This is a genomic window from Endozoicomonas sp. ALB032 (genome assembly GCF_049310125.1).
Lineage (GTDB): Bacteria > Pseudomonadota > Gammaproteobacteria > Pseudomonadales > Endozoicomonadaceae > Endozoicomonas_A.
This window is the reverse complement of sequence record NZ_JBLYNW010000001.1, coordinates 2,563,538-2,581,304: the sequence shown is the minus strand read 5'-3', so window position 1 is coordinate 2,581,304 and position 17,767 is coordinate 2,563,538. Positions and strand designations below refer to the sequence as shown.

Genomic DNA, 17,767 nt, shown 5'->3' with positions numbered 1-17,767 from the left:
TAGTATATAAAGCCAAGTTTGAGAGAACCTGGTTTTTTTTATTTTATTAGCTGTGAAACCAGAAATCCTGCCACAACAATCACACCAAAAATCACCACAAAAAAATCGTTCAAAGGCTTGCGATATCGTTTCAGAGCAGCAGACCTGTAGAGCCCTATGACCGGAATAAAGAACAGGATAATCGCCATTATGGGGGCTACTATGGCATCCATGATCATAAGAATACTCCAATCACCAACACCTGCAATCCAGCATCCCAGGGCCACCAGAAAAATACTCAAGCGTCTGGGTCTGGCAGAAGGGGTTGTTAACTCACCCGGCCTGAACCGTTCCAGCCCCACACCAATAAAGCCATTGATCACTTCAATAGTGCCGAGAAAAAAACCATAGTAAGAAGTTAAAATCGCCACAAAAGCGATAACAGGTGCCAGACTGGAAAATAAACGATTACCGGGTTGATTAGCCAGGATGGAAAGAATTGGTAGGTTTTGAGCTTTCGCAAGCTCAATCTGTTCTGGCGCCAGAGCCAATACACACGAAAGCACGAAGAACAATGTGATAAGCAGTAAAACCAGAGAGCTTCTGAAGTGAATCTGGTCGGTCTTGGCGATGCACTGATGAAGCTCAGGCATTTGACGCCGGTACGATCGGGCAAAGGATGGACAAACAGCCGCATGGTAGAAAGAAAATACCAGCACGGGTAACGTCAGAAGAAAGGTTTTAACGATATCCACCATGGGCACTTCCTGACGGAGAAAATCCATTCGCCATTGAGGTATCAAATACAGACTTACGCACAGAAGCACCACAGTCAGAGGAAAAACCAGACTGCTGATCAGCTTCAACATTTTCTGCTCTGAGCCACTAAACAGCGCGATCATGCCCGTGACAAGCAAAAAAACAAGCAAAGGTCTGTTTATTAGGCCTTCCCATTTGAGCTGATTTATCAGAAAACTCTCACTAACATTCGCAATGCCAATGGTATAAAGCAGCAGGACAGGAAACATCGACAAAAAACAGAGCAGCATCAACCACTGACCGACTTTATCACCAAAGTTCTCTCTAACAATACTGCTGATATCCCCATCAGGTTTCCGGGAAGACAAACAGAAACGGGTTAACCCTCTATGGGTGAGAAATATGATGGGACCACTGACCAGGGCCATGAAGAAAAGAGGCCATATACCACCACTACCGGCGACTATGGGGAGGTAAAGCAGCCCTGCACCTATGCCTGTACCTATGTGACTGAACATCCAACCTGTGTCCCTGGCGATCCATTCTGATTTGGCGTATTTTTCTATGGAACGTTTTGCTTCAATACCCTGATTTGACATAGACTCCCCCATTCGCAAAACTGCAATGCCTTTACAATTTAGACAATGAAAAGATGGCCTGGTTCCCCTGTGATTTTCTGCTGAATCGATTCAAAGTTGGCTTGTCATTAGGAGCCTCAAAAAAAACCGGACACAAGGTCCGGTTTTTTTTGAAAGAGTAAAAATCTTACTCTTCAGTAGCTTCCGCTTCAGCAGCTGGACGATCCAGCAGCTCGACGATAGCCATAGGTGCATTGTCACCCTTACGGAATCCGCACTTCAGGATGCGGATATAGCCGCCTGGACGCTCTTTGAAGCGAGGGCCCAGTTCGGAGAACAGCTTGCCAACAGTCTCTTTGTTACGGAGACGATCAAACGCCAGACGACGGTTGGCTACGCTGTCTTCCTTAGCCAGGGTGATCAGCGGTTCTGCAACACGGCGCAGCTCTTTAGCCTTAGGCAGTGTTGTTTTGATTACTTCGTGCTCTACCAGGGAAGCAGTCATGTTCTTGAACATCGCCTTGCGATGTGAACTGTTCCGGTTGAGCTTGCGGCCACTCTTACGATGACGCATGGCACAAACTTCCTCATTCTACCATTTGCCTTACACCCACTCTTTTGGAGTGAGTGAAAAAGCCAATGGCTGCTTAAGCAGAAATCTTGTCGTCGCCCTTCAGGCTGGCCGGTGGCCAGTTGTCGAGACGCATACCCAGGCTCAAACCACGAGAGGCCAGAACGTCCTTGATCTCGGTCAGGGACTTCTTACCCAGGTTCGGGGTCTTGAGCAGTTCAACCTCAGTGCGCTGAATCAGGTCACCGATGTAGTAGATGTTTTCTGCCTTCAGACAGTTAGCACTACGAACAGTCAGTTCGAGGTCATCCACAGGGCGCAGCAGGATAGGATCAACTTCATCCTCTTCCTTAACTGGCTCTGGCTCTGGCTCACCTTCCAGATCAACAAATACAGCCAGCTGCTGCTGCAGAATGGTTGCAGCACGACGGATGGCTTCATCCGGGTCCAGAGTACCGTCGGTTTCCAGATCAAGAACCAGCTTGTCCAGGTCGGTACGCTGCTCGACACGAGCACTTTCAACGACATAGGAGACGCGGTAAACAGGGCTATAGGTGGCATCCAGTTGCAGACGGCCAATAGCACGGGTCTCATCTTCATCCTGATGACGGCTGTCAGCAGACTCATAACCGCGGCCACGAGCTATCCTCAGCTGCATGTTCAGGTCGCCTTTCTCATTCAGATTGGCGATCACATGATCCGGGTTAACGATTTCAACATCGTGGTCCAACTGGATATCCGCAGCAGTCACAGGGCCAGCACCTTTCTTGGTCAGACTCAGTGTTGCTTCGTCACGGCCGGTCATGCGAATGGCAAGACCTTTGAGGTTCAGCAGGATGTCAATAACATCTTCCTGAACACCTTCAATCGCACTGTATTCATGCTGTACGCCGTCAATCTCAACTTCTGTCACGGCACAGCCGGGCATGGAAGAGAGAAGGATACGACGCAGAGCATTGCCCAAGGTATGTCCAAAACCACGCTCAAGCGGTTCCAGAGTTACCTTAGCGCGCGTCAGGCTAATTTCCTCGACATCAATGTGTCTAGGAGTAAGAAATTCAGTAACCGAATTCTGCATGGATGTTACACCCCACCTAACTGTCTATCCCTTACTTGGAGTACAGCTCGACGATCAAGTTTTCGTTGATGTCAGCTGACAGGTCACTCCGCTCGGGCAGCACCTTGAAGGTACCTTCCTTTTTGCTGGCATCAACCTCAACCCAGGTAGAAAACCCACGCTGAGCGGCCAGTTCAAGGGCTGCGTTGATACGCAGCTGGTTTTTAGCCTTTTCGCGGATGGCGACAACATCGCCAGGCTGAACCTGGTAGGAAGGAATGTTTACAGTCTTTCCATTCACCAGGATGGCTTTGTGGCTTACCAGCTGACGTGCTTCGGCACGGGTGGAACCGAATCCCATGCGGTAAACTACATTATCAAGGCGAGACTCAAGCAGTTGCAAGAGGTTTGCACCCGTTGCACCTTTCTTGCGATCAGCGGCCTTGTAGTAGTTACGGAACTGCTTCTCCAGTACGCCGTAGATACGACGAACTTTCTGCTTTTCACGAAGCTGTACACCGTAGTCAGAAAGACGGCCACGACGCTGACCGTGCTGACCTGGAGCAATTTCTGCTTTGCACTTTGACTCGAGTGCACGAACACCACTCTTCAGAAAGAGATCAGTGCCTTCACGACGAGACAGTTTGCACTTTGGACCAATATATCTAGCCATTTATACCGACTCCTGCTTATACACGACGCTTTTTAGGCGGACGACAACCGTTGTGGGGGATCGGAGTAACATCAGTGATGTTAGTGATCTTGTAACCACAAGCGTTCAGTGCGCGTACAGCGGATTCGCGGCCAGGACCAGGTCCTTTCACGCAGACATCCAGATTCTTCAGACCGTATTCAGCAGCAGCCTGACCTGCACGCTCAGCAGCAACCTGCGCTGCAAACGGCGTGCTCTTACGAGAACCACGAAAACCGGAACCGCCGGCTGTGGCCCAGGCCAGAGCGTTGCCCTGACGATCGGTAATGGTCACGATAGTGTTGTTAAAAGAAGCGTGGATGTGAGCAACACCGTCAACAACCTGCTTTTTAACCTTCTTACGTGAACGAGTACCTGGCTTTGCCATATCAGAATAAATCCTGTTTCATAAGAACGGTATAACCATTCTTAATTGATACTTACTTACGAATAGGCTTGCGAGGACCCTTACGGGTGCGAGCATTCGTCTTGGAACGCTGACCACGAACCGGCAGACTGCGACGGTGGCGGATACCACGGTAGCAACCCAGGTCCATGAGGCGTTTGATGTTCATACTGATTTCACGACGCAGATCACCTTCAACGTCCAGCTTGGCGATTTCACCACGCAAGGACTCAAGTTGCTCTTCGCTCAGATCAGCGATTTTGGCTTCTGGCTTAACGCCAGTGGTCTCACACAGCTTTTTAGCTGTGGTCTTGCCGATGCCGAATATGTAGGTCAACGAGATAACAGCATGTTTGTTATCCGGAATGTTGACGCCAGCAATACGGGCCATTCAATCGTCTCCGTTTGTTTTCTCCGTGAGTTCATCCTTGCCTGTACAGACAGGGACATTTTGAGTTCACGGTTATTTTCGCCTGTAGACTTATCAACCAACTTTGCAGCCAGTCATGCGATGTTTATCTACTTCGCCATCTATAGGCAGATAACACGGACCGGATCAGTACCTGAAGATACTGTCGGGAATGCTATAAAGCATGCCCTCCCAATCCATTGTTAGATGCTTACACAACTAACAGGTCGAAAAGCGGAAATTTTAATCCCACCAACGACAAAATACAACCGCTCATGATGCTCATGAACGGTTGTATTTATCTGTAGCCTTATGAGGTCAAGCCATAACGGCCCGGGACAACCCGAAAGACCTCATGCACAATCAACCTTGGCGTTGCTTGTGACGTGGCTCAACGCAGATGACACGAACAGTGCCCTTGCGCTTGATAATCTTGCAGTTGCGGCAGATTTTCTTAACCGATGCACGTACTTTCATTATTCACTCCACCATTTCAGAGCTAGTGGCATTCGATGCAGAACCGGTGTTAGCGGATCAGGCCACCACCACCGTAGCCCTTAAGATTGGATTTCTTCAGCAGTGACTCGTACTGATGTGACATCAGGTGTGACTGCACCTGAGCCATCGTATCCATGACGACCACCACTACGATCAGCAGACTGGTACCACCCAGATAGAAAGGCACGTTAGCCGAAACTACCAGGAACTGTGGCAGCAGACATACTGCTGTCATATAGATAGCGCCAAACATGGTCAAACGAGTCAGGACACCATCAATGTAACGGGCAGACTGCTCACCAGGACGAATACCCGGGATGAATGCCCCTGACTTCTTCAGGTTGTCTGCAACATCCTTCGGATTGAAGACCAGCGCAGTGTAGAAGAAGCAGAAAAAGATGATACCTGCAGAGAACAAGACTATGTTCAGCGGCTGACCCGGACCCAGTGCCAGTGCGATATCCTGGAGCCATTCCCAGCCCTCGCCCTGACCAAACCATTGTGCAATGGATGCAGGGAAGAGCAGAAGGCTGGAAGCAAAAATGGCTGGAATAACACCAGCCATATTTACTTTCAGGGGCAAATGGCTGCTCTGTGCCGCAAACACTTTACGACCTTGCTGACGCTTGGCGTAATTGACAGTTATACGGCGCTGACCGCGTTCGATGAATACTACGAATGCAATAATTGCAATGGCCAGCAGAGCAATTGCGAGCAATGCCAGAATATTGATGTCACCCTGACGGGCGGACTCGAATGACCGCCCGATCGCACTGGGAAGGCCAGCGACAATACCTGCAAAGATCAGGATAGAGATGCCGTTACCAATCCCGCGTTCAGTCACCTGCTCACCCAGCCACATCATAAAGACGGCACCGGTTACGAAGGTGACTACAGCTACTACATAAAAGCTGATATCAGGATTGAACGCCACGCCCTGGTTAGCAAGACCTACGGTCATGCCAGTACCCTGGACGAACGCCAGCAACACTGTCAGGTAGCGGGTATACTGACTGATCTTGCGTCGACCCGATTCACCTTCCTTCTTGAGCTGTTCCAACTGGGGGCTGACCACGGTCATCAACTGAATGATGATGGACGCCGAAATGTAGGGCATGATTCCCAGTGCCAGCACCGACATACGCTCCAATGCACCACCGGAGAACATGTTGAACAGGCCAAGAATGGTCCCTTCATTTTGTTGAAACATCCGAGCCAGGGCATCAGGGTTGATGCCAGGCACAGGAATATGAGCACCGATCCGATATACCAGGATCGCCAGAAATACGAATTTGAGGCGAGAAATTAACTCGCCCAAACCGCTTTGATTCCCAACAGGTAGTGTCTTAGCCATTTAGTCCTCGATCTTACCACCAGCAGCTTCGATCGCGGCGCGAGCGCCTTTGGTAGCTGCCAGACCTTTTAGTGTTACGGCCTTGTTCAGTTCGCCGGACAGTATCACTTTCGCTCGCAGGATGCTACCGTTGATGAGGTCTGCAGCCTTCAGAGCCGCCAGATCGATCACTTCGGATTCAACCTTGGCCAACTCATGCAGACGAATTTCAGCAGTGAAACGCGCCTTGCGGGAAGTAAAACCATACTTGGGCAGACGGCGTTGCAGTGGCTGCTGGCCGCCTTCAAAACCTGGTCTTACAGAACCACCGGAACGTGACTTCTGACCTTTGTGACCACGACCACCAGTCTTACCCAGACCGGAACCGATACCACGGCCAACGCGCTTGCGCTCTTTACGACTGCCTTCGGCAGGACTCAGAGTATTCAGACGCATGTTATTCTCCTTCGACCTTAACGAGGTAAGATACCTTGTTGATCATGCCGCGAACGGAAGGAGTATCTTCCACTTCAACCGTGTGGTTGATGCGACGCAGACCCAGGCCACGGACGCAAGCCTTGTGGCTTTCGAGGCGACCGTTAGTGCTCTTTACGAGCGTCACTTTGATCTTCTCAGCCATGACTTACCCCAGAATGTCTTCAACAGACTTGCCACGCTTGGCAGCAATGTCATCAGGAGAACGCATGTCGCGCAGACCCTTGAAGGTTGCGTTAACAACGTTCACAGGGTTGGTGGAACCGTAGCACTTGGCCAGTACGTTGTGTACGCCAGCCACTTCCAGAACAGCACGCATTGCACCACCGGCAATAACACCGGTACCTGCAGAAGCAGGCTGCATATAGACCTTGGAAGCACCGTGACGGGCTTTTACAGGGTACTGCAGGGTATCACCGTTCAGGTCTACCTGGATCATGTTGCGACGGGCAGCTTCCATAGCCTTCTGAATAGCGACAGGCACTTCACGCGCCTTGCCACGACCGAAGCCTACTTTACCTTTACCATCACCAACAACGGTCAGGGCTGTGAAACCGAAGATACGGCCACCTTTCACCACTTTGGCTACACGGTTAACCTGCACCAGTTTTTCGATCAGGCCTTCGTCATTGTTTTGCGGTTTACGCTCATCTTTCGCCATGATGCCTACCCTCAGAATTCCAGACCGGCTTCACGGGCTGCATCGGCGAGAGCCTTAACACGACCGTGATACTTAAAACCGGAGCGGTCGAAAGCGACCTTGGCAACACCAGCAGCTTTAGCTCGCTCAGCAATCAGAGCGCCCACTTTTTTAGCAGCTTCAACGTTACCGGTAGCTTCGCCACGCAGCTCCTTCTCAACGGTGGAGGCAGAGGCCAGCACCTTGTCACCCTCAGGGGCAACCACCTGCGCATAGATATGACGCGGTGTGCGATGAACGCTCAGACGGTTAGCGCCCAATTCACGCATCTTCATCCGTGCACGTCGGGCACGACGCAGGCGAGCAGAATTTTTATCAATCATGATCACCTTACCTTACTTTTTCTTGGCTTCTTTACGACGAACATGTTCGTCGGCGTAGCGGACACCCTTGCCTTTGTATGGCTCTGGGCGACGGAATTCGCGGATTTCCGCTGCAACCTGTCCAACCAGCTGCTTGTCGATACCCTTGATCAGGATCTCTGTCTGGCTTGGAGTTTCCGCAGTGACGCCTTCCGGCAAACTGTAGTCAACCGGATGAGAGAAGCCAAGGTTCAGATTCAGGCTCTTGCCCTTGGCCTGCGCACGATAACCTACACCCACCAGCTGCAGTTTCTTTTCGAAACCAGCGGTCACACCGGTCACCATGTTGTTAACCAGCGCACGGGTAGTACCAGCCAATGCACGAGAGTGCTTGGCACCGTCACGGGCTTCGAAAGTCAGGACGTTTTCTTCCTGCTTTACTTCAACGTTGGAGTGAATGCTCAGCTCCAGTTGACCTTTACCACCCTTGATGGAGATATGCTGACCATTCAACTTGATCTCAACACCGGCAGGGACTTCTACAGGGCTTTTTGCTACTCGAGACATCTGACCCCTCCCTTAGAATACGGTGCAAAGAATTTCGCCACCAACACCGGCTGCACGGGCAGCACGATCGGTCATTACACCTTTGTTGGTAGAAACAATGGCAATACCAAGACCGCCTTTCACTTTGGGCAGACCTTCTTTGCCTGCGTAAGAACGAAGACCCGGACGGCTTGCGCGCTTCAGGTTTTCAATAACAGGTTTGCCTTCATAGTATTTCAGGTCGATGATCAGAGTTTTCTGAACTTCGCCTTCTACACGTGCATCGGTTATATAACCTTCTTCCTTCAGTACTTTGGCTACAGCAGCCTTTACCTTGGAAGATGGCATTTCGACAGATGCATGTTCTGCCATTTGGGCATTACGGATACGAGTTAGCATATCTGCTAACGGGTCCTGCATACTCATTATCTATCTCTCCAGAAGATCAATCGCGCTTACCAGCTGGCCTTAACCAGACCTGGAACATCACCACGCATGGCCGCTTCACGCAGCTTGATGCGGCTCAGGCCGAATTTACGCAGGTAGCCGTGAGGGCGACCTGTTACACGACAGCGATTACGCAGACGAGATGAGCTGGCATCACGTGGCTGCTTCTGCAGTGCTACCTGAGCGTCCCACTTCTCATCTTCTGAGCTGTCAGGACTGATGATGATCGCTTTCAGCGCAGCGCGCTTCTCTGCATACTTGGCAACGGTGCGCTGACGCTTCAACTCCCGCTGCTTCATGGATACTTTTGCCATGGGCTCGTACCTTAATCAGTTACGGAACGGGAAGTTGAAGGCTTTCAGCAGTGCACGGCCTTCGTCGTCAGTCTTAGCTGTGGTAGTCAGGGTAATATCCAGACCACGCAGAGCGTCGACTTTATCGTAATCGATTTCCGGGAAAATGATCTGCTCTTTGACACCCATGCTGTAGTTGCCACGGCCGTCGAAAGACTTCGGGCTGATACCACGGAAGTCACGAACACGAGGCAGAGCAATGTCAACCAGACGCTCCAGGAATTCGTACATACGTTCGTCACGCAGGGTCACTTTAACACCGATTGGCCAGCCTTCACGAACCTTGAAGCCTGCAACGGATTTACGTGCCTTGGTAACGACTGCTTTCTGACCGGCGATTTTTTCCATGTCAGCAACAGCGTTCTCGATGACTTTCTTGTCACCGATCGCCTCACCCACACCCATGTTCAGGGTGATTTTAGTGATACGAGGAACTTCGTGAACGTTGCTCACGCCCAGCTCTTCTCTGAGCTTGGGCAGGATCTCTTCACGATATTTAGTCTTGAAGTTTGCCATTATGCCACCCCTTACGCGTCAACCGGTTGACCGGTAGACTTGAACACGCGCTGTTTCTTGCCATCTTCAGAGATAGCAATGCCAACACGGTCAGCCTTGTCGGTTTCTGTGTTCAGGATTGCAACGTTGGAAGCCTGAATTGGAGCTTCTTTTTCAACGATGCCACCAGGGGTGCCCAGTGTCGGGTTAGGCTTCTGATGCTTCTTGATCATGTTGATACCAGAAACAATCAGTTTGCCATCGGCACGAACGGTCTGCACTTTGCCGCGCTTACCTTTGTCCTTGCCAGCAATGACAATTACTTCGTCGTCACGACGGATCTTTTTCATTTCCTGCTCCCTTACAGTACTTCTGGTGCCAGGGAAATGATCTTCATAAACTGCTCACCACGCAGTTCACGAGTCACTGGCCCAAAGATACGGGTACCGATTGGCTGATTGCTTGCGTTCAGCAGAACGGCAGCATTGCCATCGAAGCGGATTACGGAACCGTCTGGACGACGAACGCCTTTTTTGGTACGCACAACAACGGCGTTCATCACCTGGCCTTTTTTGACCTTACCGCGTGGAATCGCTTCCTTAACGGTGACTTTGATGATGTCGCCAATGTGGGCGTAGCGGCGGTGGGATCCACCCAACACCTTGATACACTGTACTCGACGAGCGCCGGAGTTATCGGCTACTTCGAGTTGAGATTCTGTCTGGATCATGCTTATTCTCCAAGCCCAAACTGCAGACGGGTACCCGCCGGTCGTTGTACAACTGGCCGACCACAAGGCCAGCCACTTCCACTCAGACCCAGGGCACCGTGGCCTTATATTTGAGTAGCACGCTCATCAATGGAAACCAGTTCAAATGTCTTGGACTTAGACAAAGGACGTGTTTGCTTGATTGTGACAATGTCGCCCATACGGCAATCATTGTTTTCGTCGTGAGCGTGCAACTTGGTGGACCGCTTAACGATCTTACCGTAGAGCGGATGTTTAACACGGCGCTCAATAAGAACGGTGACGGTCTTGTCCATCTTGTCACTCACAACCTTACCGGTCAGAGTACGGACTTTCTTGTCTTCAGCCATTGTTAAATACCTGCCTTCTCATTCAACGCCGTCTTAATACGGGCGATGTCGCGTCGGGTCTGCTTCAGCAGATGAGTCTGACTCAGCTGACCCGTCGCTTTCTGCATGCGGTAGTTAAACTGGTCCCGCAGCAGTGTGACCAGCTCTTCGTTGAGCTGTTCAACCGTTTTTTCACGCAATTCAGCAGCTTTCATCACATCACGCTCCGCTTAACGAAGGCAGTTTCCACTGGCAGCTTGGCTGCAGCCAGGGCAAATGCCTCGCGAGCCAGCTCTTCGGACACACCTTCCATTTCGTACAGGACACGACCCGGCTGGATCTGTGCTACCCAGTACTCGACACTACCCTTACCTTTACCCATACGAACCTCGAGAGGTTTCTTGGAGATCGGCTTGTCAGGGAAGACGCGAATCCAGATTTTACCACCACGCTTGATATGACGGGTCATGGCACGACGTGCTGCTTCGATCTGACGAGCAGTTATGCGTCCACGGCCTGTTGCTTTCAATGCGTATTCACCGAAGCTAACAGTGGAGCCGCGGTGTGCCAGGCCGCGATTGCGACCCTTTTGCTGCTTACGAAATTTCGTACGCTTTGGCTGTAACATTACCGCGCTCCTTACTTCTTAGCCTGTCTCTTCTTAGGACGTTTGGCTGGCTCTTTAGGCTGCTTTTCAGCTTCAGCTGCCATTCCGCCAATCACTTCGCCTTTGAAGATCCATACTTTAACGCCCAGGATACCGTAGGTAGTCAGGGCTTCATAAGTTGCGTAATCGATGTCTGCACGCAGAGTGTGCAGAGGTACGCGACCCTCACGGTACCATTCGGTACGGGCAATCTCGGCGCCGCCGAGACGACCACTGATTTGCACCTTGATGCCCTTCGCGCCCAGACGCATAGCATTCTGTACAGAACGCTTCATGGCACGACGGAACATTACACGACGCTCCAGCTGACCAGCGATGGACTGTGCAACCAGCATTGCGTCCAGTTCGGGCTTGCGAACTTCTTCAATGTTGATGTGAACAGGTACGCCCATCATATTGGTAACAGCCTGGCGCAGCTTCTCAACGTCTTCGCCTTTTTTACCAATTACGATGCCTGGACGGGCAGTGTAGATGGTAACGCGAGCGCTCTGTGCTGGACGCTGGATGTCGATGCGGCTTACAGAAGCATTTTTCAGCTTCTTCTGCAGGAAATCACGAACTTCCAGATCCGTAATCAGCTTGTCAGCGTATTGCTGACCTTCAGCAAACCATACAGATCTGTGGGGCTTTACGATGCCCAGTCGGATCCCATTTGGATGTACTTTCTGACCCATGTGATCGCTCCTTAGACCTCTGCAACCTTAACCGTGATATGGCAAGACCGCTTAAGAATGCGATCAGCACGGCCCTTGGCACGTGGACGAATGCGCTTCATGGTCATACCTTCGTCAACGAAGATAGTAGACACTGTCAGCTCATCGATATCCATGCCTTCGTTGTGCTCTGCGTTAGCAATCGCAGATTCCAACACTTTCTTGACCAGCTCTGCAGCCTTTTTAGGGCTGAATGCCAGCAGGTCCAGGGCTTCACCAACAGCTTTGCCTCGGATCTGGTCAGCAACCAGGCGCGCTTTCTGGGCGGAAATGCGAGCGCCTTTGTGTATAGCAGCTACTTCTTTCATTTCTTACCCTCTTAGCGCTTCTTGGCCTTTTTGTCTGCAGCGTGACCGCGGTAGGTGCGGGTAGCAGCAAACTCGCCCAGCTTGAGGCCTACCATGTCTTCGCTAACGAAAACAGGCACATGCTGGCGACCGTTATGAACGGCGATAGTCAGACCCACCATGTTTGGCAGGATCATTGAGCGGCGTGACCAGGTCTTGATCGGACGCTTGTTGCCGCTTTCAACCGCATCTTCGACTTTCTTCAGCAGGTGAAGGTCGATAAATGGGCCTTTCTTCAAAGAACGTGGCACTGTCGTATCCTCTCTCTAGGCTTACTTCGCGCTGCGACGACGTACGATCATTTTATCCGTACGCTTGTTGGAACGAGTCTTACGACCCTTGGTCGGAACACCCCATGGTGTCACTGGGTGACGACCACCGGAGGTACGACCTTCACCACCACCGTGTGGGTGATCAACCGGGTTCATGGCAACACCACGAACGGTCGGACGCACGCCTCTCCAACGCTTGGCACCCGCCTTACCCAGAGAGCGCAGGTTGTGCTCGCTGTTAGAGGCTTCACCCAGAGTTGCACGACAGTCAGCCAGTACTTTACGCATTTCACCGGAACGCAGACGCAGGGTTACGTAAGCACCATCACGCGCTACGACCTGAGCGGAAGTACCGGCACTGCGCATCATCTGCGCACCTTTACCTGGCTTGAGCTCAACACAGTGAACTACAGAACCCTGCGGAATATTACGCAGAGGCAGTGTGTTGCCTGGCTTGATAGGAGCATCAACACCAGAGTAAAGCTCGTCACCGGCTTTCACACCTTTAGGTGCGATAATGTAACGACGCTCACCGTCCATGTACTTCAGCAGGGCGATATGAGCGGTACGATTTGGATCGTATTCCAGACGCTCAACGATAGCCGGGATGCCATCCTTGTTGCGACGAAAGTCTACGATACGGTAGTGCTGCTTGTGACCACCACCACGATGACGGGTAGTGATGCGACCAGCGTTGTTACGACCACCAGACTTGCTCTTCTTTTCCACCAGAGGCGCGTGTGGGCGACCCTTGTGAAGGTCAGGGTTTACAACCTTGACAACAAAGCGACGACCCGGAGAAGTCGGCTTGCACTTAATTACGGCCATCCTGTAACTCCTTATTCCGCGTCGGCAAAGTCAATCTCTTGACCCTGCGCCAGACTGACGTACGCTTTTTTCCAGTCTGAGCGCTTGCCCATACCGAAACGAGTACGTTTGGTCTTACCTTTAACAACCACTGTACGAACAGCATCAACGCTGACTTCGAACAGTTGCTCTACCGCTTTTTTGATTTCAAGCTTGGTTGCGTCCTTGGCTACCTTGAAGACGTACTGGCCATGCTCTTCAGCCACCACTGTCGCCTTCTCGGAAATGTGCGGACCAAGCAGAACTTTATAAATACGTTCCTGGTTCATCCCAGCATCTCCTCGAATTTCTTGATGGCTGCAACAGTCATCACGACTTTCTCATGAGCGATCAGGCTGACGGGGTCAACGCCTTGTACGTCACGTGTATCCACATGGGGAATGTTGCGAGTCGCCAGATACAGGTTCTGATCTACTTCATCAGAAACAATCAGACCCCTCTCGACATTCAGCTCCTTCAGCCTGGCTACCATCAGCTTGGTCTTTGGCGTTTCGGCACCAAGGCTTTCAACCACCACCAGACGTTCCTGACGAACCAGCTCAGACAAGATAGAACGCAGAGCACCACGATACATTTTCTTGTTCAGCTTTTGAGCGTGATCCTGTGGTTTAGCAGCAAAAGATTTACCGCCCCCGCGCCACAGTGGGCTACGGATTGTACCGGCGCGTGCACGGCCAGTACCTTTTTGACGCCAGGGTTTGCGTCCACCGCCGCTTACTTCGCTGCGGGTTTTCTGAGCACGGGTACCTTGACGAGCACCGGCCATGAAAGCAACGACAGTCTGGTGAACCAGGCTTTCGTTGAATTCAGTACCGAAGGTCACGTCAGAGACTTGAACCGTACCAGCACCTGTTACATTCAATTCCATCGTCTAATCCCCTCAGGCGCGCGCTTTAACTGCAGCTTTAACGATAACGTCAGCACCAGTAGCACCAGGTACTGCACCCTTTACCAGCAGCAGGTTACGTTCAGCATCAACGCGAACGATTTCCAGGGACTGAACAGTCACTTTCTCAGCACCCATATGCCCAGCCATCTTCTTACCCTTGAAGACACGACCCGGGGTCTGACACTGACCGATGGAACCAGGAGCACGGTGAGACAGAGAGTTACCGTGTGTAGCGTCCTGCATATGGAAGTTCCAACGCTTTACGCCACCCTGGAAGCCCTTACCTTTGGACTGACCAGTTACGTCTACTTTCTGACCCTGCTCGAACAGGTCAACTCCGATCAACTGACCCAGCTCGTAAGAAGCAGAATCGTCAACACGGAATTCCCAAAGACCATGGCCAGCCTCTACTTTTGCTTTCGCAAAGTGGCCAGCCTCTGGCTTGCGAACACGGCTGCTTTTTTTAGTACCCGTAGTCACCTGAACTGCGCTGTAACCATCAACATCCAGGCTTTTAACCTGAGTGATGCGGTTAGGATCAACCTCAATTACAGTGACTGGTACAGAAGCACCGTCTTCTGTGAAGATACGGGTCATACCGCACTTCTTACCGACTAATCCAATAGTCATTTCAACCTCTCTCGTGTACGGGGCTTTCACCCACTATGGCCGCTCATTCCAGAGCGTTACACAAAAGTTTTGTGCACACTGAATGGCTGCCCGTGCCGCTATTAACCGAGACTGATTTGCACTTCAACGCCAGCTGCCAGGTCTAGCTTCATCAGTGCGTCAACGGTCTTTTCGGTGGGCTCAATAATGTCGAGAAGACGTTTATGAGTACGAATCTCATACTGATCACGCGCATCTTTGTTTACGTGTGGAGAGATCAGAACCGTAAAACGTTCTTTTCGGGTTGGCAGAGGGATTGGACCACGCACCTGAGCACCAGTTCGCTTCGCAGTATCAACAATTTCCTGCGTGGACTGGTCAATCAGACGATGATCAAAAGCCTTCAAACGAATGCGAATCTGCTGAGCTTGACTCATCTTGTTGTAACCATCTATCAATAAAGAACTAAGTCCGGTGAACAATGCCACCCAGACAAAAGAGGACGCGGAATTCTACTAAGCACAAAACTTAAAGTCAACACAAGTGCCTGACGAAAAATAATTCGACACTTGTTTCAGCCACCTCACGCGTAGTTAAGACGGCATGATAACCTAATAGAACGAGTAATGAGATAAGGAAAACTGCTAAGGAGTGTTGAGCAAGTTGCCCACCTGGCCTTTACGATCACGCTAAAAATATGTACGACAGCACTAAAGTGCTAAGGCTATATCGGACGTTAGAACTTAACTTAGCTAGCTGCCCAATTGACTGACATCTACTATTCTGCCCTCTGGAAGTGCCAGGTTCATATTTTTATTGGTTACTTTTGATCCTGGGCACAACCCATCAGTGTTTCGAAATCAGGCTCAAACAAAACTGATTTAGTTAATTAAGTGTACCCGGCAAGAGAAAACTGGAAAAACGGCGGATAAAAAAATCACTGCGGGGATCGCAGTGATTTTTGGTTTATTGTTTAGGATCGCATCAGGCTTATGCCTTTGATGTTGAAGCTTCCCCCTCATAATAAGCCACAACCCTGTCAGCAAGCTTTGATCGTTCAAAGCCATTGCCATTCGTTACATCCAGGACCGCATTGTAAACCTTTGCCATCAAATAGGGGGTAAAAAAGGCTGTCACGCTTAATCCTATAAAAGATCCAACAGTGACACCAGCAACAGCACCGGCAAACAGACCTTGTGGCCCCGCTAACGCTCCAACCGCCGCACCAATGGAACCCGCTGTGAAAGCCCCAACGGACGTGGCAGTTGGCATAACGTGTAACACTGATGCAACGCCCAGCGCCAGCGCTGACAATGCGGCCAGAGCACGATTGGTTTTTCTGGCTTGCAATGGCTGACCCTCATATCCCTTATCCCCTACAGGCACATGAGAACCCTCATTAAAGGGTGCTACGATAGCTACTTTCTTACCAGAAAGACTTGCTTCATTTTTGTCTGTTAAAGTGGCTTGATATGGCGCTTGATACTGACCCGTTACATCAGAATAATCGATTTGACCTAAATGCATATTACACCTCCATTTGTATAGATTTATGAGTATTTATTCCTTAATAGTTCTTTCCTCAATGAACTTGTACTGAATGATATTGGTCTGTAGCAATCTACTCAATTACATAAATGTTAGGATTACTAACATCTTAAGGGTGCAATATGGAATTAGGCTGAAACAAAACCGCTTTAGTTAATAAAGAGTACCAAGCAAAAGAGAATCAGAAGAATGAGGCACAAAAAGCAACCGTTAAAGCCAAGGGCATTCACCCCAACTTGTCGAGACCGGATTTTAACGGACTCGACTCGAATTTCTCTTTCCAGGGTCACGGGATCAGCTCTCGAATATCTCGAGCTGATTGAAAAATGAAAAATGATGCGCTGAAGGACATCGATGAAGTACTGAGATGAATCACTACCTGTAAGAAGAAAACTGACAATTACGTCTAGAACACAGTATCATTACCCCCTTCCCTCTTCTGTCCAGCAAAAAAACCAGTTCTTTCTCCGCGCTGGGACACAGCGAAGGCTACACGTCAGATGCTTGGCCCTCCGTTGGCGGTATTCCTTTTTTCTTCACCTTGCAGCTCGGCTTTACGAATTTCGTCTTCGACTTTATTATATGCTCAATGAGTTATCGGGAGCAGGCATCTCAGTCATCACCAAACACTCTTCAGTCAGCTTCAGGTAGTAATCCAGATCAGGATGTTCCAGCTCGGCTTGCTTGCCCATATCATCATAAACCCGAACTCGCATAGCTTCTTTGTAATAAGGTTCCGCTTCAAAGGCAGTGACCTCCTGATCACTCATCAGACCACCTTGTACAGCAAGTGACTCCCGCGAAGCCTCGGTAAGCTTGTCGTAATAGGCAGGCTTGAGTGTGCACATGTATCGCTTTGCCTGAACATGAAGTCGAATACAGTCTGTGACCAGTGTTGGCAGATAACCTTTTAAACAACGCTCACCAATATCTTCATGAAAGCCATCAATGCCATGATCGGAAATATCTTCCGGGAGACCATGCAACAAATGACCAATATCATGAAGGAAAGCAGCAACGACTACTTCCTTTGAGCTGCCACTCTGTTCAGCGTAAAAGGCTGACTGCAACATATGATTGGCCATTGAGATATGCTCACCATAAGCAACATGACCATTCTCGATATATTGTGTGCGGATAAAATCAATAACTCTCATTT

The 17,767-nt window shown here is 50.4% G+C and carries 31 protein-coding genes; all 31 read right to left on the bottom strand.

The genetic code is table 11. From position 1 onward, the window contains the following. Nucleotides 1–38 precede the first annotated feature (38 nt). Nucleotides 39–1,337 carry an amino acid permease gene (locus ACO6VG_RS09445; protein WP_422473632.1) on the bottom strand — a complete coding sequence of 433 codons (1,299 nt, stop codon included), beginning with the start codon at nt 1,335–1,337 and terminating at the stop codon, nt 39–41. 166 nt (nt 1,338–1,503) lie between these two features. Beyond that, nucleotides 1,504–1,890 (bottom strand): 50S ribosomal protein L17, encoded by a 387-nt coding sequence (gene rplQ, locus ACO6VG_RS09440; protein ID WP_317143661.1) that lies wholly within the window; start codon nt 1,888–1,890, stop codon nt 1,504–1,506. 73 nt (nt 1,891–1,963) lie between these two features. After that, nucleotides 1,964–2,965, bottom strand: coding sequence for a DNA-directed RNA polymerase subunit alpha (locus ACO6VG_RS09435; RefSeq protein WP_422136694.1), 1,002 nt, complete (start codon nt 2,963–2,965; stop codon nt 1,964–1,966). 31 nt (nt 2,966–2,996) lie between these two features. Next, nucleotides 2,997–3,617, bottom strand: a complete 621-nt coding sequence (gene rpsD / locus ACO6VG_RS09430; protein WP_257254923.1) for a 30S ribosomal protein S4 — start codon at nt 3,615–3,617, stop codon at nt 2,997–2,999. 16 nt (nt 3,618–3,633) lie between these two features. Continuing rightward, nucleotides 3,634–4,023 (bottom strand): 30S ribosomal protein S11, encoded by a 390-nt coding sequence (gene rpsK / locus ACO6VG_RS09425; RefSeq protein WP_034841784.1) that lies wholly within the window; start codon nt 4,021–4,023, stop codon nt 3,634–3,636. A 52-nt stretch (nt 4,024–4,075) separates the two neighbouring features. Beyond that, on the bottom strand, nt 4,076–4,432 hold the full coding sequence (rpsM, locus tag ACO6VG_RS09420) for a 30S ribosomal protein S13 (RefSeq protein WP_422136693.1): 357 nt from the start codon (nt 4,430–4,432) through the stop codon (nt 4,076–4,078). A 381-nt stretch (nt 4,433–4,813) separates the two neighbouring features. Beyond that, complete coding sequence (gene rpmJ, locus ACO6VG_RS09415; RefSeq protein ID WP_079253874.1) at nt 4,814–4,927, bottom strand: 50S ribosomal protein L36; 114 nt, start codon at nt 4,925–4,927, stop codon at nt 4,814–4,816. Nucleotides 4,928–4,976: 49 nt separating this feature from the next. Continuing rightward, the gene (secY, locus tag ACO6VG_RS09410) at nt 4,977–6,302 is read right to left on the bottom strand and encodes a preprotein translocase subunit SecY (RefSeq protein WP_317143664.1); all 1,326 of its coding nucleotides are present in this window, start codon (nt 6,300–6,302) and stop codon (nt 4,977–4,979) included. Continuing rightward, nucleotides 6,303–6,737 carry a 50S ribosomal protein L15 gene (rplO, locus tag ACO6VG_RS09405; protein ID WP_317143665.1) on the bottom strand — a complete coding sequence of 145 codons (435 nt, stop codon included), beginning with the start codon at nt 6,735–6,737 and terminating at the stop codon, nt 6,303–6,305. It lies immediately after the preceding gene. 1 nt (nt 6,738) lies between these two features. After that, nucleotides 6,739–6,921, bottom strand: a complete 183-nt coding sequence (gene rpmD, locus ACO6VG_RS09400) for a 50S ribosomal protein L30 (protein ID WP_252177315.1) — start codon at nt 6,919–6,921, stop codon at nt 6,739–6,741. Between the two features lie 3 nt (nt 6,922–6,924). Then, on the bottom strand, nt 6,925–7,437 hold the full coding sequence (rpsE, locus tag ACO6VG_RS09395) for a 30S ribosomal protein S5 (protein ID WP_252177316.1): 513 nt from the start codon (nt 7,435–7,437) through the stop codon (nt 6,925–6,927). Between the two features lie 11 nt (nt 7,438–7,448). After that, nucleotides 7,449–7,799: a 50S ribosomal protein L18 gene (gene rplR / locus ACO6VG_RS09390; RefSeq protein ID WP_257253596.1), complete on the bottom strand. Its 351-nt coding sequence runs from the start codon at nt 7,797–7,799 to the stop codon at nt 7,449–7,451. A gap of 12 nt (nt 7,800–7,811) precedes the next feature. After that, nucleotides 7,812–8,345 (bottom strand): 50S ribosomal protein L6, encoded by a 534-nt coding sequence (gene rplF, locus ACO6VG_RS09385; RefSeq protein WP_422136692.1) that lies wholly within the window; start codon nt 8,343–8,345, stop codon nt 7,812–7,814. Between the two features lie 12 nt (nt 8,346–8,357). Next, nucleotides 8,358–8,750, bottom strand: coding sequence for a 30S ribosomal protein S8 (rpsH, locus tag ACO6VG_RS09380; RefSeq protein ID WP_422136691.1), 393 nt, complete (start codon nt 8,748–8,750; stop codon nt 8,358–8,360). 29 nt (nt 8,751–8,779) lie between these two features. Further along, nucleotides 8,780–9,085: a 30S ribosomal protein S14 gene (rpsN, locus tag ACO6VG_RS09375; protein WP_422136690.1), complete on the bottom strand. Its 306-nt coding sequence runs from the start codon at nt 9,083–9,085 to the stop codon at nt 8,780–8,782. 15 nt (nt 9,086–9,100) lie between these two features. Further along, nucleotides 9,101–9,640 carry a 50S ribosomal protein L5 gene (gene rplE, locus ACO6VG_RS09370; RefSeq protein ID WP_257253585.1) on the bottom strand — a complete coding sequence of 180 codons (540 nt, stop codon included), beginning with the start codon at nt 9,638–9,640 and terminating at the stop codon, nt 9,101–9,103. A gap of 11 nt (nt 9,641–9,651) precedes the next feature. Next, on the bottom strand, nt 9,652–9,969 hold the full coding sequence (gene rplX / locus ACO6VG_RS09365) for a 50S ribosomal protein L24 (RefSeq protein ID WP_257253580.1): 318 nt from the start codon (nt 9,967–9,969) through the stop codon (nt 9,652–9,654). Nucleotides 9,970–9,980: 11 nt separating this feature from the next. After that, the gene (rplN, locus tag ACO6VG_RS09360; RefSeq protein ID WP_062268071.1) at nt 9,981–10,349 is read right to left on the bottom strand and encodes a 50S ribosomal protein L14; all 369 of its coding nucleotides are present in this window, start codon (nt 10,347–10,349) and stop codon (nt 9,981–9,983) included. Nucleotides 10,350–10,453: 104 nt separating this feature from the next. Then, the gene (gene rpsQ, locus ACO6VG_RS09355; protein ID WP_422136689.1) at nt 10,454–10,717 is read right to left on the bottom strand and encodes a 30S ribosomal protein S17; all 264 of its coding nucleotides are present in this window, start codon (nt 10,715–10,717) and stop codon (nt 10,454–10,456) included. Between the two features lie 2 nt (nt 10,718–10,719). Next, nucleotides 10,720–10,911: a 50S ribosomal protein L29 gene (gene rpmC / locus ACO6VG_RS09350; RefSeq protein WP_252177324.1), complete on the bottom strand. Its 192-nt coding sequence runs from the start codon at nt 10,909–10,911 to the stop codon at nt 10,720–10,722. After that, nucleotides 10,911–11,324, bottom strand: a complete 414-nt coding sequence (gene rplP / locus ACO6VG_RS09345; protein WP_034841748.1) for a 50S ribosomal protein L16 — start codon at nt 11,322–11,324, stop codon at nt 10,911–10,913. The genes rpmC and rplP overlap by 1 nt, the downstream gene beginning before the upstream one ends. An 11-nt stretch (nt 11,325–11,335) precedes the next feature. Further along, on the bottom strand, nt 11,336–12,037 hold the full coding sequence (gene rpsC / locus ACO6VG_RS09340; RefSeq protein WP_422136688.1) for a 30S ribosomal protein S3: 702 nt from the start codon (nt 12,035–12,037) through the stop codon (nt 11,336–11,338). Nucleotides 12,038–12,048: 11 nt separating this feature from the next. After that, nucleotides 12,049–12,384 carry a 50S ribosomal protein L22 gene (gene rplV / locus ACO6VG_RS09335; protein ID WP_317143670.1) on the bottom strand — a complete coding sequence of 112 codons (336 nt, stop codon included), beginning with the start codon at nt 12,382–12,384 and terminating at the stop codon, nt 12,049–12,051. 11 nt (nt 12,385–12,395) lie between these two features. Beyond that, nucleotides 12,396–12,674: a 30S ribosomal protein S19 gene (gene rpsS / locus ACO6VG_RS09330; RefSeq protein WP_252177327.1), complete on the bottom strand. Its 279-nt coding sequence runs from the start codon at nt 12,672–12,674 to the stop codon at nt 12,396–12,398. A 21-nt stretch (nt 12,675–12,695) separates the two neighbouring features. Then, nucleotides 12,696–13,523, bottom strand: a complete 828-nt coding sequence (rplB, locus tag ACO6VG_RS09325) for a 50S ribosomal protein L2 (RefSeq protein ID WP_252177328.1) — start codon at nt 13,521–13,523, stop codon at nt 12,696–12,698. An 11-nt stretch (nt 13,524–13,534) separates the two neighbouring features. Continuing rightward, the gene (gene rplW, locus ACO6VG_RS09320) at nt 13,535–13,831 is read right to left on the bottom strand and encodes a 50S ribosomal protein L23 (protein WP_422136686.1); all 297 of its coding nucleotides are present in this window, start codon (nt 13,829–13,831) and stop codon (nt 13,535–13,537) included. Beyond that, entirely contained in the window at nt 13,828–14,430 is a 603-nt protein-coding gene (rplD, locus tag ACO6VG_RS09315; RefSeq protein WP_252177330.1) for a 50S ribosomal protein L4, read from the bottom strand. Before rplD ends, rplW begins: the two co-directional genes overlap by 4 nt. Before the next feature lie 12 nt (nt 14,431–14,442). Then, on the bottom strand, nt 14,443–15,081 hold the full coding sequence (gene rplC, locus ACO6VG_RS09310; RefSeq protein WP_422136685.1) for a 50S ribosomal protein L3: 639 nt from the start codon (nt 15,079–15,081) through the stop codon (nt 14,443–14,445). A 101-nt stretch (nt 15,082–15,182) separates the two neighbouring features. Then, a complete protein-coding gene (gene rpsJ, locus ACO6VG_RS09305) occupies nt 15,183–15,497 on the bottom strand; it encodes a 30S ribosomal protein S10 (RefSeq protein WP_034841731.1) in 315 nt (104 codons plus the stop codon). Nucleotides 15,498–16,050: 553 nt separating this feature from the next. Next, nucleotides 16,051–16,587 carry a hypothetical protein gene (locus ACO6VG_RS09300; protein ID WP_422139774.1) on the bottom strand — a complete coding sequence of 179 codons (537 nt, stop codon included), beginning with the start codon at nt 16,585–16,587 and terminating at the stop codon, nt 16,051–16,053. Nucleotides 16,588–17,186: 599 nt separating this feature from the next. Then, nucleotides 17,187–17,765, bottom strand: coding sequence for an HD domain-containing protein (locus ACO6VG_RS09295; protein ID WP_422136683.1), 579 nt, complete (start codon nt 17,763–17,765; stop codon nt 17,187–17,189). Between the last annotated feature and the right edge of the window lie 2 nt (nt 17,766–17,767).